The sequence below is a fragment of the Terrabacter sp. NPDC000476 genome (assembly GCF_040300125.1).
GTDB lineage: Bacteria > Actinomycetota > Actinomycetes > Actinomycetales > Dermatophilaceae > Terrabacter.
On the sequence record NZ_JBEPDF010000003.1, the window covers coordinates 489325 to 511858 of the forward strand.

Sequence of the window (22534 nt, forward strand, 5' to 3'; positions counted from 1 at the left end):
TCAGCGCGTCGGGTCCCAGCCGGACCGGTCGAGCGCGTCGGAGAGCTCGTCGACCTCGAGGGTGTCGGTGTCGACGCAGCGGTTGCGGTAGGCGCCGCGGCCGACGAGGTGCGCCGAGACCGGGCTGGTGAAGAACTGCGTGGCGGCCAGGAGCACGAGGGTGGTGACCGCCGCCCAGGTGCGGAGGGTCAGGGCGAGCCCCGTGAGGACGAGGATGAGGCCGAGGGTCTGCGGCTTCGTCGCCGCGTGCAGGCGCGAGAGCGTGTCGGGGAAGCGGAGCAGGCCGACGGCACCGGCCAGGCAGAGGAAGGCGCCGAGCAGGAGGCACACCGCGCCCGCCACGTCGAGGACGGCTGACCACGTCATGACTGCTCCCAGGGCTCTTGCTGCTGGCGCGGCTCGGGGTGGTCGGGCACGAGCGCGTCGGCCTCGTCGGAGTCGCGGGACATGAAGCGCGTCACCGCCACGCCGCCGACGAAGCCGACGAGCCCGAGGATCATGAGGAGCGGCAGGTAGGTCGTGGTGCGCTGCCGCGCGGACTCGAGCGCGACGCCGGCGATGACGATGACCATGAGGATCTCGGCGGCGACGATGCGGTCGAGGTTGCTCGGCCCGCGGAAGAGCCGGACGAGCACGAGGGCTGCTGCCACGCCGAGCATGGCGAGGGCGAGGCCGAGGACGACGGTCATGGGCGCTCCTCCGTCGGGGTGGTGCGGGACGGCCAGGGGGCGTCGGTGTCGAGCGCGGCGATCTCCTCGCGCGAGCCGAGGGCCCGCACGACCCGGCGCTCGACGGCGAGCACGTGGGCGCGCTGGCGCTCGATCGTGCCCGGCCGCTCCACGTCGAGCAGGTGCAGGTAGAGCACCGAGGTCGAGCGCCGCGCGTCGACGACGACCGAGCCCGGCACGAGGGCGACGAGCTCGGCGGTCAGGGTGAGGTAGAAGTCCGACCGCGAGCGCAGCTGCACCTCGATGACGGCGTTGCGGGGGCGGCGTCGGCCGAACGCGAGCCGCATGACCTGCCACGAGGCGCCCACGAGGTCGACGAGGAACTGCCCGATGAGCAGGGCGACGCGGTGGGGGCGCAGGCGGCCGGAGTACTCGATCGAGGGGAGCGGGAACGCGTACGTGACGAAGAGCCCGACGAGGAGGCCGTTGACGACGTTGCCCCAGCTCACGCGGTCCCACAGCAGCACCCAGGCGAGCGCGATCGTCACGATCGCGCGCGGCTGGAACTCGCGTCGGCGCCGCCGGGGTGACTCCGGGCCCCGGGGGGCGGTGGCCAGGCGTGCCTCGCTCATCGGCGCACCTCCGGTGGGAGGACGCTCGTGACGTAGGGGTCGCGGTCCATGAGGTCGGTGGCGGCCCGCTGCGTGTAGGCGAAGAGCGGCCCGGCGACGAGGGTGATGAGCAGGCCCACGGCCGTCATCGCCGCGGTGGCCCCCAGCATCGTGCGGGGCAGGGCCCGGGGGCTGGTGTCGACGGCGACCGCGGTGGCGGGGTCGGTGGCCGGCTCGACGTCGAGCGTGCCGTCCTGGAGGGCGGCCACGGTGTCGGCCCCGCGGGGTGCGTCGGCGAGGGTGCGCCAGAAGGCCTGGCTCCAGACCTTGGCCAGCGCGTAGAGCGTCAGCAGGCTCGTGACGATGCCGCCGACGACGAGCAGCCACGCGAGCGGCGTGCCGACGGCGATGCCGGCGTGGAGCAGCCCGATCTTGGCGAGGAAGCCCGAGAGCGGGGGGATGCCGGAGAGGTTCATCGCCGAGACGAAGAAGAGCGTCGCGAGCACCGGCGACGCGACGGCGAGGCCCCCGAGCCGGTCGAGGGAGGTCGTGCCGCCGAGGCGCTCGACGAGGCCGGTGATGAGGAAGAGCGCGGTCTGGATCGTGATGTGGTGCGCGACGTAGAAGATCGCGCCGGCCGTGCCCTCCGGGGTGGCGAGCGCGATGCCGAAGATCATGTAGCCGATGTGGCTGACCAGCGTGAACGAGAGGATCCTCTTCAGGCCCGACTGCGAGACCGCGCCGAGGATGCCGATGACCATCGTCAGCAGCGCCGCCCACATGAGCAGGCCCTGGAGCGGCGACTCGGGGAAGAGCAGCGTCTGCAGCCGGATGATCGCGTAGACGCCGACCTTCGTCAGCAGGCCGGCGAAGACCGCGGTGACCGGGGCCGGCGCCGTCGGGTAGCTGTCGGGCAGCCACGCGGACATCGGGAAGACGGCGGCCTTGATCGCGAAGGCGGTGAGCAGGCAGAGCTGGAGCACGAGCGCGACGCCCGGCGCGAGGTCGCAGATGCGGATCGAGAGCTGGGCGAGGTTGACGGTGCCCGTGGCCGCGTAGACGGCCGCGATGCCGACGAGGAAGAGCGCCGAGCTGAGCAGGCTGACGACGACGTAGGTCGTGCCCGCGTGGATGCGCGCGGCCGAGCCGCCGAGGGTGATGAGCACGTAGGAGCTGAAGAGCAGGATCTCGAAGCCGACGAAGAGGTTGAAGAGGTCGCCGGCGAGGAAGGCGTTGGACACGCCCGCCGAGAGCACGAGGTAGGTCGGGTGAAAGATCGTGAGGGGCGTCTCGCTCGTCTCGTCGTCGCTGTCGGCCTGGCCCTGCCCGATGGCGAAGACGAGCACGAGGAGCGTGACGATGGCCGAGACGAGGAGCATGAGGGCGCTCAGCCGGTCGGCGACGAGCGAGATGCCGAGCGGCTCCTGCCAGGCGCCGAGCCACAGCACCTGCGGGCCCGAGACGTCGGTCTGCCACACGAGCACGCCGGCGACGGCGACGACGGCGGCGAGGGCGGCGATGCTGACGCCGCGCTGGAGCCGTGGCGACTGGCGGAAGGCGAGCGCGAGCGCCGCGCCGAGGAGCGGCAGCAGCACGGGCAGCGGCACGAGGTCGGTCACGTGGAGGTTCACGCGGTCTCCCTCCCGTCGCCGGCGGCGAGCTCGTCGGAGGTCGTCGTCGACGTCTCCGACGGGTCGTAGGTCGAGGACGTCTGGTCGTCGAGGGCGAGTCGCTGGATGCGCGCGTCCTCGGCGTCGTCGGGCACGTCGTCGGTGCCGGAGATCTGCCAGAGCCGGTAGGACAGGGCGAGCAGGAACCCGATCGTCGCGAGCGAGATGACGATGGCGGTCAGGACCATGGCCTGCGGCAGCGGGTCGCTGATCGCGGCCGGGTCCTCGCCGACGAACGGTGCGCGCCCGGCCCGGCCGCTGACGACGAGGTAGAGCACGGCGACGCCGTTGCCGATGAGGACCATGCCGAGCAGCACCCGCACCAGGCTCCGGTCGAGCGCGAGCGCGGTGCCGGCCGCGACGAGTCCCGCCGTGACGAGCACGAGGGTGAGGTTGGGCGCCAGGGTCGGCTCGATGAGCGTCGGGGCGAGGGCGGCGGTGAGGGTCGTCACGGGCGGAGCACCTCCCCGGCGGCGGAGGCGTCGTCCTGCTCCTCGGCGATCTGCCGGTCGATGCCGGTGCCGAGGCTGCGCACGATGTCGAGCATCATGCCGACGACGATGAGGTAGACGCCGATGTCGAAGAAGAGCGAGGTCACGAGGTGCACCTCTCCCCACGGGGGGATCGTCACGTCGAGCGCGGTCGTCTCGAGGATCGTGCCGCCGAAGGCGAGCGGGGCCAGGGCGGAGCCGACGACGACGAGCAGCCCGACGCCGACGACGAGGCCGGCGTCGAAGGGGGCCGCCTCGTCGAGCTCGTAGCGCCCGCCCGCGAGGTAGCGCACGACGAGCGCGAGCCCGGCGACGAGGCCGCCGGCGAAGCCGCCGCCGGGCTGGTTGTGCCCGGCGAAGAGCAGGAAGAGCGAGGCGGCGAGCATGATGTGGAAGACGAGGCGCGTCACCACCTCGAAGATGACCGAGCGCTTCTCCTTGCGCATCGTGCGCCCGCCGAGCAGCCAGGTGCCGCGGCCGGGGCTGCTCGAGGGCAGCGCCTTGGCCGTGGCCCGCGACAGGCGCGTGTTGCGGGTGCGCACGAAGATGAGGCTCGCGACACCGGTCGCGGCCGCGACGAGCACCGAGACCTCGCCGAGGGTGTCCCAGGCGCGGATGTCGACGAGCGTGACGTTGACGATGTTCTTGCCGTGGCCGAACGCATACGCCTCCGTCGGGAACCCGACCGACACGGGGTCGGTGCGCCGGCCGCCCGACGCGACGAGGGCGATGGCCCCGACCGACGCGCCGACGGCCACGCCGAGGGCGATCCGCCACGTGCGCGAGGGGGAGTGCGGGTGGCGCGTGAACTTCGTCGGCAGCCGCCGGAGGGCGAGCACGAAGACGACGAGCGAGACCGTCTCGACGAGCATCTGGGTGATGGCGAGGTCGGGCGCGCCGTGCAGGATGAAGAGCAGCGAGACGCCGTAGCCGGTCGCGCCGACGAGCATGACGGCCGTGAGGCGGCGTCGGGTGACGAGCACGAGCACCGCGGCCGCCATCACGACGAGCCCGACGACGGCCTGGCCCGGGGTGTCCCAGAGGCGGAGGTCGGGCAGCGAGCCCGCCCGCACGGCCGCGACACCGGGCAGGGCGACGAAGACGAGCAGGATGGCCGCGAGGTAGATCGGCAGCGAGCCCCGCTGGGTGACGGCGGTCGTCTCGACGGCGCCGCGGTCGACCCACCGCAGCGTGCGGGCGAAGCCGCGCTCGCCGTCGACGAGGGCGGGCACGCGTGCCTGCGCCCGGCCCACCACGTCGCGACCGGCGAAGAGGGCGAGGCCCCCGGCGACGGAGGCGAGCGAGAGCAGGAGCGGCACCGTGACGCCGTGCCACAGCGCGAGCGTCTGCGGGGGCGCCCCGACGGGGAACGACACGGCATACGGCAGCAGCCACGGCGACTCGAGGGGCGCGAGCAGGCCGAGGAGCAGGCACGAGACGCCGAGCACCAGCGGCGCGAGCACGAAGCCCGGGTGCGCGGCCCTGACGGGCGTCGGCGCGACGCCCGGCTTGGTCGCGAAGGCTCCCCAGAGGAAGCGGGCCGTGTAGGCGACCGTCAGGGCCGAGCCCGCGACGACGCCGGCCACGGCGAGCCAGCTCCACGGGGCGGGCAGGGGAGCCGAGGTGTGGACGTCCTCCCACAGCGCCTCGAGGGCGCTCTCCTTGGACACGAAGCCGGCGAGCGGGACGATGCCCGCCATCGACAGCCCCGCGAGCGTCGCCGGGACCGCGACCGGCAGCAGCCGCCGGCCGACGCCCGAGAGCTCGCGCAGGTCGCGCGTGCCGGTGCACTTGTCGACGACGCCGACGGTGAGGAAGAGGGTCGACTTGAAGAGCGCGTGGGCGATGACGAGGGCGAGCGCCGACAGCGCCGACGCCTTGGTGCCGAGGCCCGCGATGGCGACGATGAAGCCGAGCTGGCTCACGGTGCCGTAGGCGAGCAGCAGCTTGATGTCGTGCTGGCGCAGGGCCCGCCACCCACCGACGAGCATCGTCAGCAGGCCGAGCCCGACGGTGAGCGCGTGCCACGCGGGGGCGCCGGCGAAGACCGGGGCGAGGAGCGCGACGAGGTAGATGCCGGCCTTGACCATCGCCGCGGCGTGCAGGTACGCGCTGACGGGGGTCGGGGCGGCCATGGCGCCGGGCAGCCAGAAGTGGAAGGGCACGAGGGCCGACTTCGAGAGCGCGCCGACGAGGAGGAGCACGACGGCTGCGACGGTCACGGCGTCGAGCGCGGGCGGGTCGGCGAGCAGCTCGGCGATGGAGTACGTGTGGTGGACGCCGAGGGCGATGATCCCGACGAGCATCGCGAGGCCGCCGAAGGTCGTGACGATGAGCGCCTGCATGGCCGCGCGGCGGTTCGTCGAGCTCGCCGGGTTGTGCCCGATGAGGATGTAGGAGAAGACCGTCGTCAGCTCCCAGAACACGTAGAGCACGAGGAGGTTGTCGGTGAGGACGAGCCCGAGCATCGCGCCCGCGAAGGCCGTGAAGACCGACGTGAAGCGCCACAGGGTGGGGTCCCGGTCGGTGAAGTACCACGTGCAGTAGAGCAGCACGAGGGCGCCGACGCCGGTCACGAGCAGGCCGAGCACCCACGAGAGCGTCGTCAGCCGGAAGTCGAGGTCGATGCCGAGACCGGGCACCCACGAGATCCGTTGCGTCGGGTACGCGCCGGCGCGCACGTCGCCGGAGACGGACACGAGCCACGCGAACGACGCCGCCGGGGCGAGGGCGAGTACCGGGAACGCCTTGGTGCGCAACGTCTTCGCGAGCCAGGGCGCGAGCGCGGCGGCAAGCAGGTGCAGGAGCAACAGTTGCGCCACGGCGGCCCCTCGGTCGTCGGGTCGGTCAGGTCAGGTCGGTCAGGCCCAATCCTAAGGGCGCGGCAGGGCCCCGCCGACCACGAGGGTCGACGGGGCCCTGTCCCGTGTGGGTCACCCCTCGGGGTTCACCGGGTGCGGGTCACCGCTTCGGGGTGACGAGCACCGTGAGCACGCCGCCCTTCTGGTGCGACTTGACGACCCGGATGACCGTGCCCGTCTTCGGCACATCGACGGAGTACCAGCCGGGCTGGTAGCGGCCGGGGTGTGCGCCCGTCGCGCCGTGCCGGTCCTGGTCGAACCACCACGTCCTCGTGTCGTCGAAGGCCGGCACGGCCTTCTTCGACGCGATGCGGCCCTTCGAGCCGTCGGCCGGGTTGTGCAGCGTGATCGCGTCGGTCTTCTCGAGGCCGAACGTCGAGTCGTAGCTGAGGATGCGGTTGCGCATCAGCGTGCCGTCCGACCAGTGGCTGAACTGCGGGTGCGCGTCGACGGGGAGCACGAGACCCGAGCCCGGGTGGTCGCCGACGTTGTTGTCCGACTGCGAGCCGTCCCAGTAGTTGACGAGCATGCCGTTCTGGTAGCGGTAGCTCTCCACCCAGTCGGGGCGCTTCGGGAAGCCGAAGTTGTAGGCCGTCCGCAGCGACCGGTCGTAGCCGTCGTACTGCCGGTTCTCGGCGATGTACGCGTTGAAGAAGGCCCGCTCGACCGTGCCCGTCGACGCGCGGAACCCGCTGCCGTCGGACGGGTCGAAGGTCCACCCGGTGTCGCTCTCGGCGCCGTCGAGCGGCTGGCCGGTCACGGCGACGGCGTCGACCTGCAGGCCCGGCGGCGGGGCGCTGACGCCCGGGTTGCCGACCTGCGCGGCGTCCATCTTGTAGCGGAACTGCAGCTGCACGGTGCGGCCCGCCCACGGCGTCAGGTCGGCCGTCAGGTCGGTCCACGACGCCTGCAGCCCGGTGAAGCCCTGGCCGAGGTTGTTGCCGTTGGGGTCGGTCGTGCGCGAGAGGTTCGTGGGCACCTGGCTCCACGTCGTGCCGCCGTCGGCCGAGACCCGGAGGTAGGCGTAGTCCCAGTCCTCCTCGATGTTGTAGCGCACCTTGGCGCTCAGCCCGACCGTGCCGGAGGGCAGCGTCACCGACTTCGTCATCGTCGTGTCGAGGTCGTCGGCCGCGCCGCTGTAGTAGAGCCGGTCGCCCTCGAAGGGGTCACCGAGCTCGAGCGGCACCTGCTTGTCGGGCAGGACGGTGAAGATCGCCTGCACGGTCCGCTTCTGCGCCGGCACGTTGGAGCCGAGGGCGTGCCACGAGCGCTCGCCCGCACGGGCCACGGCGTAGAACGGGCCCTTCTTGCCCTGGGGCTGCAGCCAGCCGAGCTGGAAGAGCTCGTAGGCGCCGAGGTCGGTCGGGTTGTCGCCGATGCCGTCGCGCCCGCCGTCGCCGATGTTCGCGCCCGAGGACATCAGGGTCCAGAACGCGGTGTTGTTCTCGGCGCCGCCGGTGTTGCCGGAGGTGTCGTAGAGGTCGGGCAGGCCGAGGTCGTGGCCGAACTCGTGGGCGAAGACGCCGAGGCCGCCGTTCTCGGGCTGCATCGTGTAGTCACCGACCCAGACGCCGGTCGGGTTGTTCGGCACGAGCGAGCTCGAGACGAGGCCGCTGTTGCTGCCGATGTCGACGCCCGCGCCGAGCGGGCCGCCGGCCTGGACGGCCGCGAACGAGCGGTGGCTCCAGATGGCGTCCGACCCCTGGTTCGGGTCGCCCGCGGCCTCGTCGCCGCCGGCGTGCACGATCTGGAAGTGGTCGATGACGCCGTCGGGCTCGTCGAAGTTGCCGTCGCCGTCGATGTCGTAGCGGTCCTGCTGGTCGAACGTCTTGAGGTAGGCGCTGATCTGCTCCATCGTCTGGCCGGCGTCGAGCCGGCCCTTGACCCAGACGGCGAGCGCGTCACGCACGAGGGCCGTCGAGGTGTTGCAGACGATGCTGCCGCAGTAGTTGCGTCCGTAGAGGGCCTCGTTGAAGGGCACCTTGACCCACTCGGTGACCGCGCCCTCGACGGAGTAGCGACCCGAGGACTGCCGCTCGTAGTACTTCGCCATCCGGTTGAAGTACATGTTCTCGTAGTGCGCCTTGGTGAAGTCCTTCTGCCACAGCGTCGAGTTGTCGACGCGGCGGTTCGGGGCCGGGATCTCGTTGTGCCGCGGGCCGGTCACGTCGGTGGTGCTGCCGTCCGGCGGCGGGCCCTGGAAGATCGGGTTCGGGTACTGCTCGTCGCCGAACTCGACGAGCACGACGAAGATCTTGTCGGTGCCCTCGCGCTCGAGCTGGACGTACTGGCCCTTGTCGCCCTTGGTGTGGCCGCCCTTGCCGCCGCCCTTGGCGGAGCCGCTGGCACTCGTGCTGCTGCGCGCGTTCGGTGCGGCGGTCGCCGTGTCCGCGGCCGCCGCGGCGGAGCCGCCGACCTTGACGACGGCGCCCTGGGCGGCGGGCTCGCCCCGGAGGCGGGCCTCGAGCGCCCGCTGGCGCAGGGCGTCCTGGCGCACGGCCAGGGGCGAGCGGAGGTTGTCGTCGGTGGAGCGCACGACCCCCTTGCCGCTTCCGGCCGCGGGGTGGACGCCGACAACGGGCACCGCGGAGGAGCCGCCGCCGGCGGCCGGGGCCGCGGAGGGGGTGGACGCGGCGAGGGCCGCGGGGACCGGGGACGCCGCGAAGGCTCCCACGGTCAGCGCCGAGGTGGCGACGAGGGCGAAGAGTCGACTGCGCCCGCCTAACGAGTGATGCGTCACGTGACCGTCCCTAACAGGTGTGAGTGGACCAGGGAGCTGCCGTGACGGGGATGACCCCGTGGCGACCGGCCCAGTCAAGTCCGCAGGGTGAGACCCGACCAGATCGACTGCAGATCGTTACCGTTTCGAGACCTTAAAGACAGGGTCTGCACAGCCTGTATGTCCCGTGTGTGCTACTTGTCCGGTCAGAAGGTGACGAACGTGTCGCGCGCGAGGAAGAACCCGTGCCGCGCGGAGGCGTCCACGCACGTCACCCCGAACTCCTCGCTGACGCAGCCCACCGGGCCTCCCGGTCGGGTGCGGGTGCCGTAGGCGAGCGTCGGCTCGGTGCCGGTGCGGATGGTGTCGGAGTTGCAGACCGGCACGGCGCCGTCGGGGCGCAGCTCGATCCGTCCGATGTCGCGCGGGCCTCCGGGTGCGCAGATCGTCGGCAACGGCGGGGCGATGCGGCCCTTGGCCACCTCGCAGGCGATCGACGTGCCGGTGGCGCCCCCGCCCTGCACGCAGACGATGTTGCCGCTCGGGCTCTGGAAGCTCGAGGTGACGCCGGCGACCTTCGACGTGCGGTTGACGCGGTCCTTCGCCTCCTCGTACGAGTGGGGTGCGCCGCGCTGCCGGCCCACGGCGAGCGAGGTCGGCACCTGCGCCGGGGTGGCCCGCTGGGTCGGCACCGCCGAGGGGGTGGCCGGGGCCGGGGTCCCCGTGCCCGACGCCGAGCCGCCGGGGGCGTCGACCTCCACCGTCACCGTGCGCGCCGGCGCGCCGCCCCCACCCGACCCGCACGCGCCCAGGGCGACCGTCAGGGCGACGAGCGCGGTGACGCCGGCGAGCCTGCCGGGCCTGCCGGGCCTGCCGGGACGGCGGCGCGTGGTCCTCGGGGCGAGGGTCCGGGCGTCCGCGGGGACCGGCGGCGCGGGCAGCTGCTCGACCATGGGCGTCGAGTCTGGCACGGGCCCGGGGCCCCGGGCCAGCCGTCTCCGAGGCCGGTGACCTACCCTTGGCTCGTGTTCCGGCGCCTGCTCACCCCTCGCTGGGTCGGCCTGCTCGCCGGCCTCGCGGCCGTCGTGGCCGCCTGCGTCCTGCTCGGGCTGTGGCAGCTCGGGGTGGCCCGTGACTCGGGCCGTCGTGACGCGGTCGCCGCCGCCGGGACCCTCGAGCGGGCGCCGCTCCAGCAGGTGACCCGCGCGCACGCCGACTTCGCCGCGGACTTCTCGAACCGCCCCGTCACAGTGACCGGCACGTACGACGGCGCCCGCAGCCTCGTCGTCGTCGACCGCCGCCTCGACGGCAGGGTGGGCTCGTGGGTCGTGACCCCGCTGCTGACGGAGGGAGGCACCGTGCCCGTGCTGCGCGGCTTCGTCGACGGCACGCCGACGGTCGCTCCCGAACCGCCTTCCGGGGTCGTCACGGTCGCGGGCACGCTGGGCCCCGGCGAGTCGCCCCGCGACGGCGCCGACCTGCCCGCGCCCCAGGTGCGCTCCGTCGACCTCGCGGCCCTCGTCAACGAGTGGCCGGGCGACCTCTACAACGTCGTGGTGCTCGCCTCCGGCGAGTCGGAGGGGGCGGGCGCGGGCGCCGCGCTGGTCACCCCCGGTCTGTCCCGGGTGCCACCGCCCGACGTCGCGACGCCCCTCAACCTGCGCAACGCGGCATACGCCGTCCAGTGGTGGGTCTTCGGGATCTTCGCGATCTGGATGTGGTGGAAGATGTTCCGAGCAGAGCAGCAGGCGCAGACCGCGCCCGCCGCCCCGACAGAAGGTGTCACGACGTGAGCACGTATCCCCAGACCCTGGCGAAGCCGCAGCAGATCCGCTCGGCGCTGTCGGCCTACCGCGTGCTCGCGGTCGTCGCGGGCATCGCGCTCTTCGTGCTCGTGCTCGAGATGGTGATGAAGTACGGGCTCGACCAGACGAACGTGCTGACGCAGTACTGGAGCCCGATCCACGGCATCATCTACATGGCGTACGCCGCGTCGGTCGCCAACCTCGGCATCAAGGCCGCATGGGGCCCGGGCCGCATCGTGAAGAACCTCCTGGCCGGCTTCGTCCCGGTGGTTCCGTGGATCGCCGAGCGGCGCAACACCGCCGAGACGCACGCCCTCCTCGCGCGGGCGTACGCCGCGGGTGACGGGAGTGCCCCCGAGGGCCGATAGGCTGGTCCGGTGACCGACAGCGTGCCGACCGACCTGCCGACCGAGACGCCCCCGGAGACGCCCACCGACCTGCAGGGACACCCCGTCCTCGTCGTCGACTTCGGTGCGCAGTACGCCCAGCTGATCGCCCGGCGCGTGCGCGAGGCACAGGTCTACAGCGAGGTCGTGCCCCACTCGATGGCGGTGGCCGACATGCTGGCCAAGGAGCCGGCGGCCATCATCCTCTCCGGCGGTCCGAGCTCGGTCTACGACGACGGCGCGCCCCGGCTCGACCCCGCGCTGCTCGAGGCCGGCGTCCCGGTGTTCGGCATGTGCTACGGCTTCCAGTCGATGGCGCAGGCGCTCGGTGGCACGGTGGCGCGCACCGGCGCCCGCGAGTACGGCAAGACCGACGCGGCCATCACCGACGTCGCGTCCACGCTCTTCGACGGCCAGCCGCCGAGCCAGACCGTCTGGATGTCGCACGGCGACTCGGTGAGCGCGGCCCCCGAGGGCTTCGCCGTGACGGCGTCGACGGCCGGCACCCCGGTCGCGGCCTTCGAGGACGACGAGCGCCGGCTCTACGGCGTGCAGTGGCACCCCGAGGTGCTCCACTCCGAGCAGGGCCAGCGGGTGCTCGAGAACTTCCTCTGGAAGGGTGCCCGGATCACGCCCGACTGGACGCCCGGCCACGTCGTCGACGACCTCGTCGCGACGATCCGCGAGCAGGTCGGCGAGGACCGCGTGCTCTGCGCGCTCTCCGGCGGCGTCGACTCCTCGGTGGCGGCGGCCTTGGTGCAGAAGGCGATCGGCGACCAGCTGACGTGCGTCTTCGTCGACCACGGCCTGCTCCGCGAGGGCGAGGCCGAACAGGTCGAGCAGGACTTCGTCCAGGCGACCGGCGTCGACCTCGTCGTCGTCGACGCGCGCGAGCGGTTCCTCGAGGCGCTCGCGGGGGTCACCGACCCCGAGGCCAAGCGCAAGATCATCGGCGAGCAGTTCATCCGCGTCTTCGAGCAGGCCGCGCGCGACGTCGTGCACGACCGCGGCGACGAGGAGCACCCCGTCAAGTGGCTCGTCCAGGGCACGCTCTACCCCGACGTCGTCGAGTCGGGCGGCGGCGAGGGTGCGGCCAACATCAAGAGCCACCACAACGTCGGCGGGCTGCCCGACGACCTCCAGTTCGCGCTCATCGAGCCGCTGCGCACGCTCTTCAAGGACGAGGTCCGCCAGGTCGGCCTCGAGCTCGGCGTGCCCGAGGTCATCGTGTGGCGCCAGCCGTTCCCCGGCCCCGGTCTCGGCATCCGCATCATCGGTGCGGTCGACGCCGAGCGCCTCGCGATCCTGCGCCGCGCCGACGCGATCGCCCGTGAGGAGCTGACGCGCGCCGGCCTCGACCGCGACATCTGGCAGTGCCCCGTCGTGCTCCTCGCCGACGTGCGGTCGGTCGGGGTACAGGGCGACGGCCGCACCTACGGCCACCCGGTCGTGCTGCGCCCCGTCGCGTCGGAGGACGCCATGACGGCCGACTGGGCCAGGGTGCCCTACGACGTGCTCGCCACCATCTCGACCCGCATCACGAACGAGGTCGAGGAGGTCAACCGGGTGGCCCTCGACGTGACGAGCAAGCCGCCGGGCACCATCGAGTGGGAGTGACCCCCACCCCCTGGCCGTCGAGTGGCCACCCTTTGTGGGTCCCCAACCGTCGAGTGGCCACCTTTTGTGGGTCCCCAACCGTCGAGTGGCCACCGGCGCCGGTGGCCTCTCTCGATGGCCGAGGACCCGCGAAAGGTGGCCTTTCGACGGTTGAGGGTGGGGTCAGCGGCCGGTGGCGGCGATGTAGACGGCCGCGTTGCCGTTCGGGTTGAGCAGCACGGCCGGGGCGAGGCAGCGCGCGGGCAGCGCGACCCTGGTGTCGATGACCGCGTCGCCCGCGGTGCTGAACGGGACCGTCGCCGTCGGCGTCAGCGCCGTGCCGTTGCACGCGACCGTCGCCGAGACCATGACGACGGGGTTGACCCCCGTCGTCGGGATGACGAGGCCCTCGACCTCGACGCGGAGCCGACCGTCGGCGCGCAGCCGGGCCGTGCCCTCGGAGATGACCCAGGGGGCCCCGCCGCGGGTCAGCCCGAAGAGGGGCGGGTCCGCGAGCTGGCTGCCCTGCACGGACGCGCGGAGCAGGTCGCCCCGTGAGGCGCCGCCGTCGTCGGCGGACGCGCTCGACGAGGCGGCGAGGGCGCAGACGCCGATGACGGCTCCGGCGACGAACGCGGCGGTGCGGGAGATCGTGTGCATGTCAGGCTCCTGTCGGTCACGGACGGGGAGTGGACCCCAAGCCAAGGACGACGGCGCCGGCCCCACCGGTTCAGCCGGTCCAGCCGGTCCAGCCGGTCGGCCGGTTCGGCCGGACCGAGAGCGGTGTCCGCGCGTCGGAGCGGCGTCCGGCGCACGTCCTCCGTGGAACTAGGGTGGAACTCATGTGCGGAATCGCCGGACACGTGGGTGTCCCTGCCGACGAGGCCCTGATCGAGCGACTCCTCGGAGCGCACCCCGGGGCGGCCCCGGCAGCCACGGCCCTCGACGGCGACGCGGGCCTCGGTGCCCGCGCCGCGCGTGACGACGGGGGCGTGGGCCGCCTCGTGACGAGCCGCGGCGGCCGGTTCACGCTGGCGCTCGACGGCGAGATCTACAACCGGGGCGCGCTGCGGGCCGACCTCGAGGTGCTGGGCCACGACTTCGGCGTCGGCAGCGACGCCGAGGTGGTGCTCGCCGCCTTCACGGAGTGGGGCACCGACGGCCTCGACCGGCTCGACGGCGCCTTCGCGCTCGTCGTGTGGGACCGCGACGCCCGGCGCATGACGCTCGCGCGCGACCACTTCGGGGTGCGGCCCCTCTACGTCGCTCCGGCCGGTGACGGCTGGCTCGTCGCGAGCGAGATCCGGGGCATCCTCGACAGCGGCCACCACGACCGGCGGCCCGACGACCGCACCATCTACCGCTACCTGCGCTTCCGGGTCCACGACGACGGCCCGGCGACGTTCTTCGCGGGCATCGAGCGCGTCGGCGCCGGCGAGGTCGTCACCCTCGGGCCGGACGGCCTCCAGCGCCGCCCGTACACGCACCTCCGGGAGGAGCTCGCCGAGCTGGCGCGCACGCCACGGCCCTACTCCCGCGCCGTCGCGGACGAGTTCCGCGACCTGCTGAGGGCGGCCGTACGACGCCGTGTCCCGTCGACCGGTCGCGTCGGCACCGCGCTCTCCGGCGGCATCGACTCCGCCGCCGTGGCTGCCCTCGTCGACGCCGTCGAGCACGAGCCGGGCCGGCCCGGCGCCGAGCCCACGCACGACGCGTGGTCGGCCGTCTACCCGGGTTCGCGCAACGACGAGGTGGCGCACGTCGACGCCGTCCTCGCCTCCCTCGGCGACCACGTCGACGCCCATCGCATCGAGCCGACGCCGACCGAGTTCAAGAAGGACCTGCGCGACCTCGTCCGCACCCAGGAGGAGCCGCTCGTCTCGACGGGTGCGTACACGCAGTACCGCGTGCTGCGCGAGGCCGCCGACCGTGACGCCGTCGTGCTCGACGGGCACGGCGGTGACGAGACCCTCGCCGGCTTCGGCCCGCACCACCTCATCCACCTGCGCGAGCTCCGTTCCCGCAGCGCGGCGCTCGCGGCGACCGAGCTCGGCCACTCTCTCGACGTGCTCTACCGGAGGGGCCGCCCCGTCATCGGAGACCGGTTGCACGGCCGCAAGGACGTGCCGGTCACCTCGCTGCTCGCTGCCGACTTCGCGCGCGCCCACAGCGACGAGGGCTATGCCGTCGAGACCAGCGGCCTGCGAGCGCGGCTGCTCGACGACGTCTTCACCGGATCGCTGCCTGCCCGGTTGCGCTACACCGACAAGAACGCCCGTCGTTTCGGGGTGTCGGTCCGCACGCCCTTCGTCGACCGCGAGCTCGTCCGTTTCGTCTTCGGCCTCGGCGACGACGCGCTCGTCAAGGACGGCATGGGCAAGCGCGTGCTCCGCGACGCCATGCGGGGGCTGCTGCCCGACTCCGTCGTCGAGCGGCGCGACAAGGTGGGCGCCACGACGCCGCAGGGCGAGTGGTTCATGCGGCTGAAGAACCACATCTACGGCGAGTTCCTCTCCGAGTCGTTCGCCAACCGGCCCTACGTCGACCAGACCGCGGTGCTGCACGCGTTCGAGGGCTGGATCAAGGGCACGAACTCGATCGACTCGATGACGGTGTGGCGGCTGCTCAACCTCGAGCTCTGGCTGCAGGAGTTCTTCGACGAGCGCGAGCCCGACGACGAGGCCGAGGTCGAGCACGTCAAGACCGACTACGAGCCGAACGCCCGCAAGCAGCTCGACCTCGTCACCGCGGACGGCACGACCGTGCGCCGGTACCCGCTGCGCACCGACCTCTTCGCCCGCGAGGACGACCTCGAGGCCAAGGCGCTCGGCTACGTCGACCGGTTCTTCGCGGGCCTGCCCACCGCGGGGGCGGACCACGCGGCGGCGACGGGCGGGCGGTGGTTCTTCTTCATCTCCGAGAAGATCGTCGCGATCAGCCAGGGTCGCTCGTTCTTCATCTGGGACATCAAGGTCGGTCGGCCGGCCCGGGTGCTCTCGCGCTACGTGACGCGCACGCCCGCGGGCATCGGGCTCGGCTCGCCCTTCACCATGCAGCTCGCCATCGAGGAGGCCGGCCTGCCCCGCGTCCTCCTCGCCTCGGCCGGCGGCGCGGTCGGGAAGGTCATCGGCCGCCGGGGTCTCTTCTACGACCTCGTCGGTGGTGACATCCGTGCGATCGACGGCCCGACCGAGTACTCCGTCTACCCCGCGAACGTCTCGGCCAAGCTCGGCCCCAAGGACCCCGACGCCGTGGCAGCCGCGCTGTCGCGGGCGATCCGCGCGCGGGTGCCCGAGGCCTACCGCGACTCCTTCGGCGGCACCGTCGTCATGGACGCCAACGACATCGGCCGCAACGTGCTCGGCAAGGACGCCCCGGGCTCCAAGGAGCGCTACGAGCTGATGTTCGCCGACAACCCGCTGGGTCAGGGCTCGGAGCAGACCCCGATGGCGATCGTCTTCGAGAAGCCCTCTGCCTGAAGGTGATTGGGTATGCCGTCAGCGCGACTCGTGCGCTGACGGCGGGGACCCCGACGGGGCCGGGACGAGGGCGAAGGCGCCCTCCTCCTCCTGCTGGTTGTGCAGCCGGCACACGGCGTAGAGGCCGTAGAGCAGGCGCCGCAGCTCGGTGACGTCGCCGGCGGGGACCTCGGCCGCACCGTCCGGGGCCTCGGCGTCGTCGAGGCCCTCGAGGAGTCGGCGCAGCCGGGCGACCTGGTGCTCGATCTCGGCGTGCGTGCGGCTCATCGTCGTCGTGGCCGAGCTGCCGAGGGCGCGGGCCACGACGGGCATCAGCTCCTCCTCGTCGGCGCGCTCGTGCGGCACGAGCTCGCGCTCGAGGCGGTCGAGGAGGGCCCGCACCGGCCCGAGGTCGCAGTCGTGCGTCCGCAGGCCGTCGGCGACGTCGCGCACCTGCTCGACCACGGCCGCTGCGGCGTCGTGCGCGGGCCGCAGCCGCGCCGCCGTCGCCACGTCGCTCGGCGACATCGGCACCGAGTGCAGCCGGCTGGGCAGCAGGGCGCGGAGCGCGATCCCGATGGCGAGGACGTCGATGCCCTCCTGGAGCACGGCACCGGCCGCCGCCGGCAGCAGGCCGGCGGTCGCCACGAGCATCGCCACGAGCGAGAGCCCCATCCCGACGACGACCGCCTGCACGGCGATACGGCGCGACCGGCGGGCGATGAGGATGGCGTCCGCCACGGCGTCCACCCGGTCGACCGACAGCACGACGTCAGCGGCCTCCGACGACGCCGTGGCGCCGCGCGCGGCGAGCGCGACGCCGACCCCTGCGGCGGCGAGGGCCGGGGCGTCGTTGACGCCGTCGCCGACCATGACCGTTCGGGCGGTCGCCGACTCCTCGTGCACGGCCGCGAGCTTCTCGGCCGGGTCGTGGTCGGCGAGCACCGCGTCGGTGCCGACGATCCTCCCGACGCTCTCGGCGACCTCGGCCCGGTCGCCCGTCAGCAGCACGGTGCGCCGGATGCCGGCGCGGCGCAGGGCCGCCACCATGCGGGGCGCGTCGGGGCGGATCGGGTCCTCGAGGAGGAAGGCGCCCGCCGGCCGGCCGTCGACCGCGGCGAACACGGTGAGGCACCCGTCGAGGGCGGCACGCCGGCGCGCCCGGCGCAGCCAGGCCGGGTCGCCGGTCCCGACGACCCACGCGGCCTTGCCCAGGCGCACGGCCACCCCGCCGACGCGTCCCTCGAGGCCGTGGCCGGGCACTTCGCGCACGCCGGTCGGCAGCTCGAGGGCCAGACCGCGGCTGCGCGCGGCGCGCACGAGGGCGCTGGCGAGCGGGTGCGGCGAGACCTGGTCGAGGGAGGCGGCGAGGCGCACCAGCTCGTCGGACGTCACGGCACGCGACACGGCATACGGAACGGGTGAGGTTGCGGGGGAACCGGATCCGGCTCGCGGGGGCTCCGCGGCGAGCACGACCGAGGTCAGCTCCGGCCGGCCGCGCGTCAGGGTGCCCGTCTTGTCGAAGAGCACCACCTCGCCCGCCGCGAGCGCCTCGAGGGCGGCACCGCCCTTGACGACGACGCCGATCCGCGACGCGCGCGACAGGCCCGACATGATCGCGACGGGGGCCGCGAGCAGCAGCGGGCAGGGGGTCGCCACGACGAGCACCGCGACCGCGCGGTCGGGTGAACCGGCGACCGCCCACGCGACGGCTGCGACGGCGAGCGTCAGCGGCACGAGGAGCGCCGCGAAGCGGTCGGCCGTGCGCACGAAGGGCGACGACGCCGCCTGCGCCTGCTCGACGAGGCGCACGACGTGGGCGTAGGTCGACTCGTCGGCGGTCGAGGTCGCCACGAGGTCGACGGGGGCCGCCGCGTTGACGACGCCGCTGCGCACGTCGTCGCCGACGGGCCGGTCGACGGGCATCGGCTCGCCGGTCAACGCGGACTCGTCGAATGTCCCCGCCGTGAGCGCCCGCGCGTCGACCGGCACCACCTCACCGGTGCCCACGACGAGCACGTCACCGACCGCCACCTGCTCGACCGGGATGCGGGCGACACCGTCACGGTCGCGACGCCGGGCCGTGCGCGGGGTGCGCTCGACGAGCAGGCGCAGCTCCCGGTCGGCGCGGGCGGACGCGCGCGCCTCGAGCAGGCGTCCGCTCGCCAGCATCACCGTGACCATGGCGCCGGCGAACTGCTCGCCGACCCAGAGCGCGCCGCCGAGGGCGATGACGTCGACCGTGGTGCGTCGGGCCAGGATCGAGCGCGCGGTCCACAGCAGCGAGAGCGCCAGGCCGAGCACCGTGGCGACGGCCCAGGTGCCGCGCGACAGCTCGTCGGCGCCCCGGGCGGCCGCGATCGCGCCGGCGGCGAGGAGAGCCGTCGAGCCGAGGAAGAAGGCGGCCGGCGTGCGGCCGCGCCACCCGGTCACACCGCCATCGTGCGCCGATGCGCCGGCGCCGGCTGCTCATCGCGAGCGACCTCACACCCGACCGTCGGCCGGCGGCGACCCGCCTCCCGACCGTCAGGGCAGGTCGGCGAAGACGTCCCGCCGGATCGCCGAGCCCCGCGGGAGGGACCGGTCGACGAACCACTCGCGGCCGAAGACGAGGTCGTAGAGCGGGCGGGGGATGCGCAGGAAGGCGGCGAGGGTGCGGTCGGCGCCACCGTCCGCGGTCGCCTGGGAGGCGTGGGCGCGCATCGAGGCCCGCTTCGCGGCGACGTGGCGACGCACGTTTATCCGGTGGGTGATCTCGATCCGGGCGGAGAAGGCGCGGTCGAAGCTCGACCGGTCGAACTCCGGCGGGAAGCGGTAGACCTTCGCGGCGAGGTCGATGGCCCGGCAGATGGTGTCGCGCGGGACGGTGGCCTCGAGCACCCTCGGGGTCGCCGCCAGCTCGGCCGCGCGGGCCCCGACGACGTGCACCTGGCGGTGGTCCGGGTGGCCGTAGCCGCCGTTGGGCTCGTAGCTGAGCAGCACGTCCACCGCCTCCTCCCGGAGGATCGCGGCGAGCCGACCGGCGGCCTCCTCGACGTCGGCGCGAACGAAGCGGGTGGCGCCGGGCGGGTCGGGCGCCACCTCGGGGCCGAGGCCGCTGTCGGCATAGCCGAGGTGCTCGACGCGGGCCACACCGAGCGCGCGGGCGCTCGCGCGCAGCTCGTCCATGCGGGTCGCGGCGAGCTCGCCCGTGCCGGTGTACTCGCTGGACGCGAGGCCGAGCTCGCCGTCGGTGGCGACGACCACGACGACCCGGTGGCCCTCGGCGGCGGCGCGCGCCATCGTCCCCGAGGTCAGCAGGGCTTCGTCATCGGGGTGGGCGTGGAAGGCGAGGAGCGTGTGCGGCACGAGGCCCCATTCTGGCCCATGGCACAGTGGGGCCCGTGAAGGTGGCGCTGCTCTCGGACTGTTACCTGCCCCGGCTCGGTGGCATCGAGGTGCAGACGCACGACCTCGCGCAGCACCTCGTCGCCGCCGGGCACGAGGTGGAGGTGTTCACGGCGACCCGGGGCGCCGAGGGTGAGATGCACGGGGTGGTCACGGTCGTCGACGGCGTGCCCGTCCACCGCCTCGCCGCCCGGATGCCGTGGGAGCTGCCGGTCAACCCGCGCGCCCCGGCCGAGCTGCGCCGCCGCCTCGCGGCCGGGAGCTTCGACGTCGCGCACGTGCAGACCGGAGTCGTCTCGCCGTTCGCGTGGGACTGCACGCGGGTCACGCTCGGCCTGGGCCTGCCGACGGCGATGACGTGGCACTGCATGCTGGCCGGCGTGGCGCCCGTCTTCGGCGCCCTGCGCATCATCCGGCGGTGGGCCGCGCGGGGCGTGGCCATGTCGGCGGTCTCCGACGTCGCGGCCGAGCCGCTGCGGCGCCTCGTCGGCCCGGGCGCCTCCGTGGGGGTGCTGCCCAACGGCATCGACGTCGACCGGTGGGCGGTCGGGACGGTCGAGCGGCCGCCCGGCCCGCTGCGCCTCGTCACGGCGATGCGGCTCGCCGCGCGCAAGCGGCCCGCCGCGCTCGTCGAGCTCGTGGCGGAGGCCGCGCGGCGGGCCGGGCCCGGCTCGCTCACGCTGACCGTCCTCGGTGACGGTCCGGACCGGCGCAAGGTCGAGGCGTTCGTGCGCGAGCACGACCTCGACTGGGTCTCGCTGCCGGGTCGGGTCTCCCGCGACGAGCTCCGCAGCAGGTATGCCGCGTCGGACGTCTACCTCTCACCCGCCCGTCTCGAGTCGTTCGGCATCGCGGCCCTCGAGGCGCGCACCGTGGGCCTGCCCGTCATCGGCCGGTCCGGCTCCGGCGTGGGCGAGTTCGTGTCGGACGGCGTCAACGGCCTCGTGGTGTCGAGCGACGCGGAGATGGCGGCAGCGATCGCGCGGCTGGCCGGTGACCGGCAGGCGCTCGAGGCGATGCGGGCGTGGAACGTCGGCCACCCGCCCGAGCAGGAGTGGTCGCGCGTGGCGCAGCTCGCCGTGGGGGAGTACGAGCGCGCCGTCGGGCTGGTGCGCCGATGAGGTCGAACGTGCCGGGCGGCATCCGGGTGGTCGCCACGACCGGCGTCGGTGACCGCCTCGCGGAGGCGCCGCTGCGCCACGGCGAGCACCCGGAGGTGGTGCTCGGCCGTGCCGGGTGGGCGATCGACGCGCCCGCCTTCGCCGACCTGGCGGACGACGGGGCGCTCGAGCTGGGCTACCTCGTGCGCGCCCTCGACGGCGCCCACCCCCGCCGCGAGGGGCCGGCCCGCGACGCAGGGGTCGCCGACGACGAGGTCGGTGAGCCGCACCAGCGGGTGGCGGCATACGCCGTCGTCACGAGTGACCGCGGTGTGCTGCTGACGCAGTTCAACTCCCAGACCCACGTCGCCGGTGACTGGGGGCTGCCCGGCGGAGGGCTCGACGTCGGGGAGCCACCGACCACCGGCGTGCACCGCGAGGTGTGGGAGGAGACGGGGCAACGGATCGTGCTCGGCGGGCTGCTCACGGTCCAGTCGCAGCACTGGGTCGGGCGCGCTCCCGCCGGTGGGCTCGAGGACTTCCACGCCGTGCGCATCGTCTACGCCGCGACGTGCCCGGAGCCGACCGAGACCGTCGTGCACGACGTCGGCGGCACGACGTCCGACGCGCGGTGGGTCAGCCGACCCGAGCTCGTCGACTACCCGCTCAGCTCGTCGTGGCGGCGCCTCGACGACCTGCTGCGGATGGCGGGGGAGGGGCAGCAGGGCCACGGCTCCGACGCTCCGTAGGATGTCGGCCATGGACCTCGTCTACAACATCCTCGTCGCGCTGCACCTGCTCGGCATGGCTGCGGTCGTCGGCGGATGGATCGCCGTGCGCAGCGGCCGCACCGTCATCGCCCCGATCGTGTGGGGCGCTCGGGCGCAGCTCGTGACCGGGCTGCTGCTCGTCGGCATCGCGTCGGCGATCAAGGACGACGACCACACCGTGGACAACACGAAGATCGCGGTCAAGCTCGTCGTCGCCCTCGGCGTCCTGGCCGCTGCGGAGATCGGCGCGGCGCGCGGTCGCAAGGGGCGTGACACGGGTCCGCTCCTCGACGTCGCGGGCGGGGCGGCCGTCGCCAACGTGCTCGTCGCGGCCCTCTGGTGATCCGCCTCGTCCACTCCTTCGGTCGCTGAGATGCGTTGGGACGCAGGCGTTCTCGCAGGCCTGCTCATCGGCCTCGTGTGGCTGGTGGCGGGCCTCACGCTCGTCGTGACCGGACGCCGCCGGCGGCGTGTGTCACGGGCCGACGGCGCCGGCAACATGGCCGTCATCGGCTTCTTCCTGCTCGCGGTGGCCGGCCTCACGTGGTTCGCCACGCTCCTGCTCGCCCTCGTGCCGGCCTGACCCGGTCGCGCCGGGACGGGGACGCGACGCCGCGCACGACGTCGCGTGGTTCGCCGGCCCGCGGACCGCGAACGCCTTCGAGTCGGTGGTCCATGCGCTCTCGCTCGAGGTGCCCGGGCTGCGCCTGATCCCGCAGGTGCGGATCCGTCTGGGCGGGAAGCGCATCTGCCCCGACCTCGTCGACCGCGAGCTGCGCATCGTCGTCGAGGCCGACAGCCGCGAGTTGCACACGCGCGCCCGGGCCATCGACGCCGACTGCTGGCGCTGCTCCGAGCTCGTCCTCGCCGACTGGGTTCGTCGTCCGGGTCTTGTGGGTGCAGACGATGTCTGGCGCCGGTTGTGTCACGTCGGCGCTGACCCGGGCTGCGGCGCGGCAGGACGCCGCGCTGAAACCGGCGCCCAGAGCAGCGAGCGGCTCGCCGGAGCCAC

19 protein-coding genes are annotated in these 22534 nt (G+C 73.7%); 8 read left to right on the forward strand and 11 right to left on the reverse strand.

The features are described 5' to 3' along the window. From mnhG to ABT295_RS18290, 8 genes are all read right to left on the reverse strand, one after another. The gene (gene mnhG / locus ABT295_RS18255) at window positions 1-366 is read right to left on the reverse strand and encodes a monovalent cation/H(+) antiporter subunit G (protein WP_352395816.1); all 366 of its coding nucleotides are present in this window, start codon (window positions 364-366) and stop codon (window positions 1-3) included. Further along, complete coding sequence (locus ABT295_RS18260; RefSeq protein WP_352395817.1) at window positions 363-689, reverse strand: MrpF/PhaF family protein; 327 nt, start codon at window positions 687-689, stop codon at window positions 363-365. The genes mnhG and ABT295_RS18260 overlap by 4 nt, the downstream gene beginning before the upstream one ends. Next, entirely contained in the window at window positions 686-1300 is a 615-nt protein-coding gene (locus tag ABT295_RS18265; RefSeq protein ID WP_352395818.1) for a Na+/H+ antiporter subunit E, read from the reverse strand. Before ABT295_RS18265 ends, ABT295_RS18260 begins: the two co-directional genes overlap by 4 nt. Then, window positions 1297-2910, reverse strand: coding sequence for a Na+/H+ antiporter subunit D (locus tag ABT295_RS18270; RefSeq protein WP_352395819.1), 1614 nt, complete (start codon window positions 2908-2910; stop codon window positions 1297-1299). The genes ABT295_RS18265 and ABT295_RS18270 overlap by 4 nt, the downstream gene beginning before the upstream one ends. Then, the gene (locus tag ABT295_RS18275; RefSeq protein ID WP_352395820.1) at window positions 2907-3401 is read right to left on the reverse strand and encodes a Na(+)/H(+) antiporter subunit C; all 495 of its coding nucleotides are present in this window, start codon (window positions 3399-3401) and stop codon (window positions 2907-2909) included. The genes ABT295_RS18270 and ABT295_RS18275 overlap by 4 nt, the downstream gene beginning before the upstream one ends. Further along, a complete protein-coding gene (locus ABT295_RS18280; protein WP_352395821.1) occupies window positions 3398-6262 on the reverse strand; it encodes a Na+/H+ antiporter subunit A in 2865 nt (954 codons plus the stop codon). Before ABT295_RS18280 ends, ABT295_RS18275 begins: the two co-directional genes overlap by 4 nt. A 139-nt stretch (window positions 6263-6401) precedes the next feature. Continuing rightward, on the reverse strand, window positions 6402-9041 hold the full coding sequence (locus ABT295_RS18285; RefSeq protein WP_352395822.1) for an immune inhibitor A domain-containing protein: 2640 nt from the start codon (window positions 9039-9041) through the stop codon (window positions 6402-6404). A 185-nt stretch (window positions 9042-9226) separates the two neighbouring features. Beyond that, window positions 9227-9973, reverse strand: a complete 747-nt coding sequence (locus ABT295_RS18290; RefSeq protein WP_352395823.1) for a hypothetical protein — start codon at window positions 9971-9973, stop codon at window positions 9227-9229. Between the two features lie 72 nt (window positions 9974-10045). Here ABT295_RS18290 and ABT295_RS18295 point away from each other — a divergent pair, with 72 nt between their 5' ends. The 3 genes from ABT295_RS18295 to guaA are packed head-to-tail and all read left to right on the forward strand — an operon-like array spanning window position 10046 to window position 12828. Next, a complete protein-coding gene (locus tag ABT295_RS18295) occupies window positions 10046-10813 on the forward strand; it encodes an SURF1 family protein (RefSeq protein WP_352395824.1) in 768 nt (255 codons plus the stop codon). After that, window positions 10810-11193 (forward strand): DUF3817 domain-containing protein, encoded by a 384-nt coding sequence (locus ABT295_RS18300; RefSeq protein ID WP_352395825.1) that lies wholly within the window; start codon window positions 10810-10812, stop codon window positions 11191-11193. The genes ABT295_RS18295 and ABT295_RS18300 overlap by 4 nt, the downstream gene beginning before the upstream one ends. A gap of 21 nt (window positions 11194-11214) precedes the next feature. Further along, on the forward strand, window positions 11215-12828 hold the full coding sequence (gene guaA, locus ABT295_RS18305; protein WP_352395948.1) for a glutamine-hydrolyzing GMP synthase: 1614 nt from the start codon (window positions 11215-11217) through the stop codon (window positions 12826-12828). 162 nt (window positions 12829-12990) lie between these two features. Here the strand turns inward: guaA and ABT295_RS18310 are convergent, their stop codons facing one another. Next, window positions 12991-13467, reverse strand: coding sequence for a hypothetical protein (locus ABT295_RS18310; protein ID WP_352395826.1), 477 nt, complete (start codon window positions 13465-13467; stop codon window positions 12991-12993). A 182-nt stretch (window positions 13468-13649) separates the two neighbouring features. Here ABT295_RS18310 and ABT295_RS18315 point away from each other — a divergent pair, with 182 nt between their 5' ends. Next, window positions 13650-16286, forward strand: a complete 2637-nt coding sequence (locus ABT295_RS18315; RefSeq protein WP_352395827.1) for an asparagine synthase-related protein — start codon at window positions 13650-13652, stop codon at window positions 16284-16286. Window positions 16287-16304: 18 nt separating this feature from the next. Here the strand turns inward: ABT295_RS18315 and ABT295_RS18320 are convergent, their stop codons facing one another. Both ABT295_RS18320 and ABT295_RS18325 read right to left on the reverse strand, forming a co-directional pair. Next, window positions 16305-18698, reverse strand: a complete 2394-nt coding sequence (locus ABT295_RS18320; RefSeq protein ID WP_352395828.1) for a heavy metal translocating P-type ATPase — start codon at window positions 18696-18698, stop codon at window positions 16305-16307. Window positions 18699-18791: 93 nt separating this feature from the next. After that, window positions 18792-19613, reverse strand: coding sequence for a PIG-L deacetylase family protein (locus tag ABT295_RS18325; protein WP_352395829.1), 822 nt, complete (start codon window positions 19611-19613; stop codon window positions 18792-18794). A 35-nt stretch (window positions 19614-19648) separates the two neighbouring features. On the opposite strand from ABT295_RS18325, the gene ABT295_RS18330 reads away from it, so the two are divergent. The 4 genes from ABT295_RS18330 to ABT295_RS18345 are packed head-to-tail and all read left to right on the forward strand — an operon-like array spanning window position 19649 to window position 22105. Further along, window positions 19649-20773, forward strand: a complete 1125-nt coding sequence (locus ABT295_RS18330) for a glycosyltransferase family 4 protein (RefSeq protein WP_352395830.1) — start codon at window positions 19649-19651, stop codon at window positions 20771-20773. Continuing rightward, a complete protein-coding gene (locus ABT295_RS18335) occupies window positions 20770-21501 on the forward strand; it encodes an NUDIX hydrolase (RefSeq protein ID WP_352395831.1) in 732 nt (243 codons plus the stop codon). Before ABT295_RS18330 ends, ABT295_RS18335 begins: the two co-directional genes overlap by 4 nt. 10 nt (window positions 21502-21511) lie before the next feature. After that, complete coding sequence (locus tag ABT295_RS18340) at window positions 21512-21865, forward strand: hypothetical protein (RefSeq protein ID WP_352395832.1); 354 nt, start codon at window positions 21512-21514, stop codon at window positions 21863-21865. Window positions 21866-21895: 30 nt separating this feature from the next. Beyond that, window positions 21896-22105 (forward strand): hypothetical protein, encoded by a 210-nt coding sequence (locus ABT295_RS18345; RefSeq protein ID WP_352395833.1) that lies wholly within the window; start codon window positions 21896-21898, stop codon window positions 22103-22105. Window positions 22106-22534: the final 429 nt, after the last annotated feature.

What these genes read in the sequence shown, in the direction of transcription:
- mnhG (WP_352395816.1), bottom strand. Translation starts at nt 366, where the DNA reads ATGACGTGGTCAGCCGTCCTCGACGTGGCGGGCGCGGTGTGCCTCCTG.
- ABT295_RS18260 (WP_352395817.1), bottom strand. Translation starts at nt 689, where the DNA reads ATGACCGTCGTCCTCGGCCTCGCCCTCGCCATGCTCGGCGTGGCAGCA.
- ABT295_RS18265 (WP_352395818.1), bottom strand. Translation starts at nt 1,300, where the DNA reads ATGAGCGAGGCACGCCTGGCCACCGCCCCCCGGGGCCCGGAGTCACCC.
- ABT295_RS18290 (WP_352395823.1), bottom strand. Translation starts at nt 9,973, where the DNA reads ATGGTCGAGCAGCTGCCCGCGCCGCCGGTCCCCGCGGACGCCCGGACC.
- ABT295_RS18310 (WP_352395826.1), bottom strand. Translation starts at nt 13,467, where the DNA reads ATGCACACGATCTCCCGCACCGCCGCGTTCGTCGCCGGAGCCGTCATC.
- ABT295_RS18315 (WP_352395827.1), top strand. Translation starts at nt 13,650, where the DNA reads ATGTGCGGAATCGCCGGACACGTGGGTGTCCCTGCCGACGAGGCCCTG.
- ABT295_RS18335 (WP_352395831.1), top strand. Translation starts at nt 20,770, where the DNA reads ATGAGGTCGAACGTGCCGGGCGGCATCCGGGTGGTCGCCACGACCGGC.
- ABT295_RS18340 (WP_352395832.1), top strand. Translation starts at nt 21,512, where the DNA reads ATGGACCTCGTCTACAACATCCTCGTCGCGCTGCACCTGCTCGGCATG.
- ABT295_RS18345 (WP_352395833.1), top strand. Translation starts at nt 21,896, where the DNA reads ATGCGTTGGGACGCAGGCGTTCTCGCAGGCCTGCTCATCGGCCTCGTG.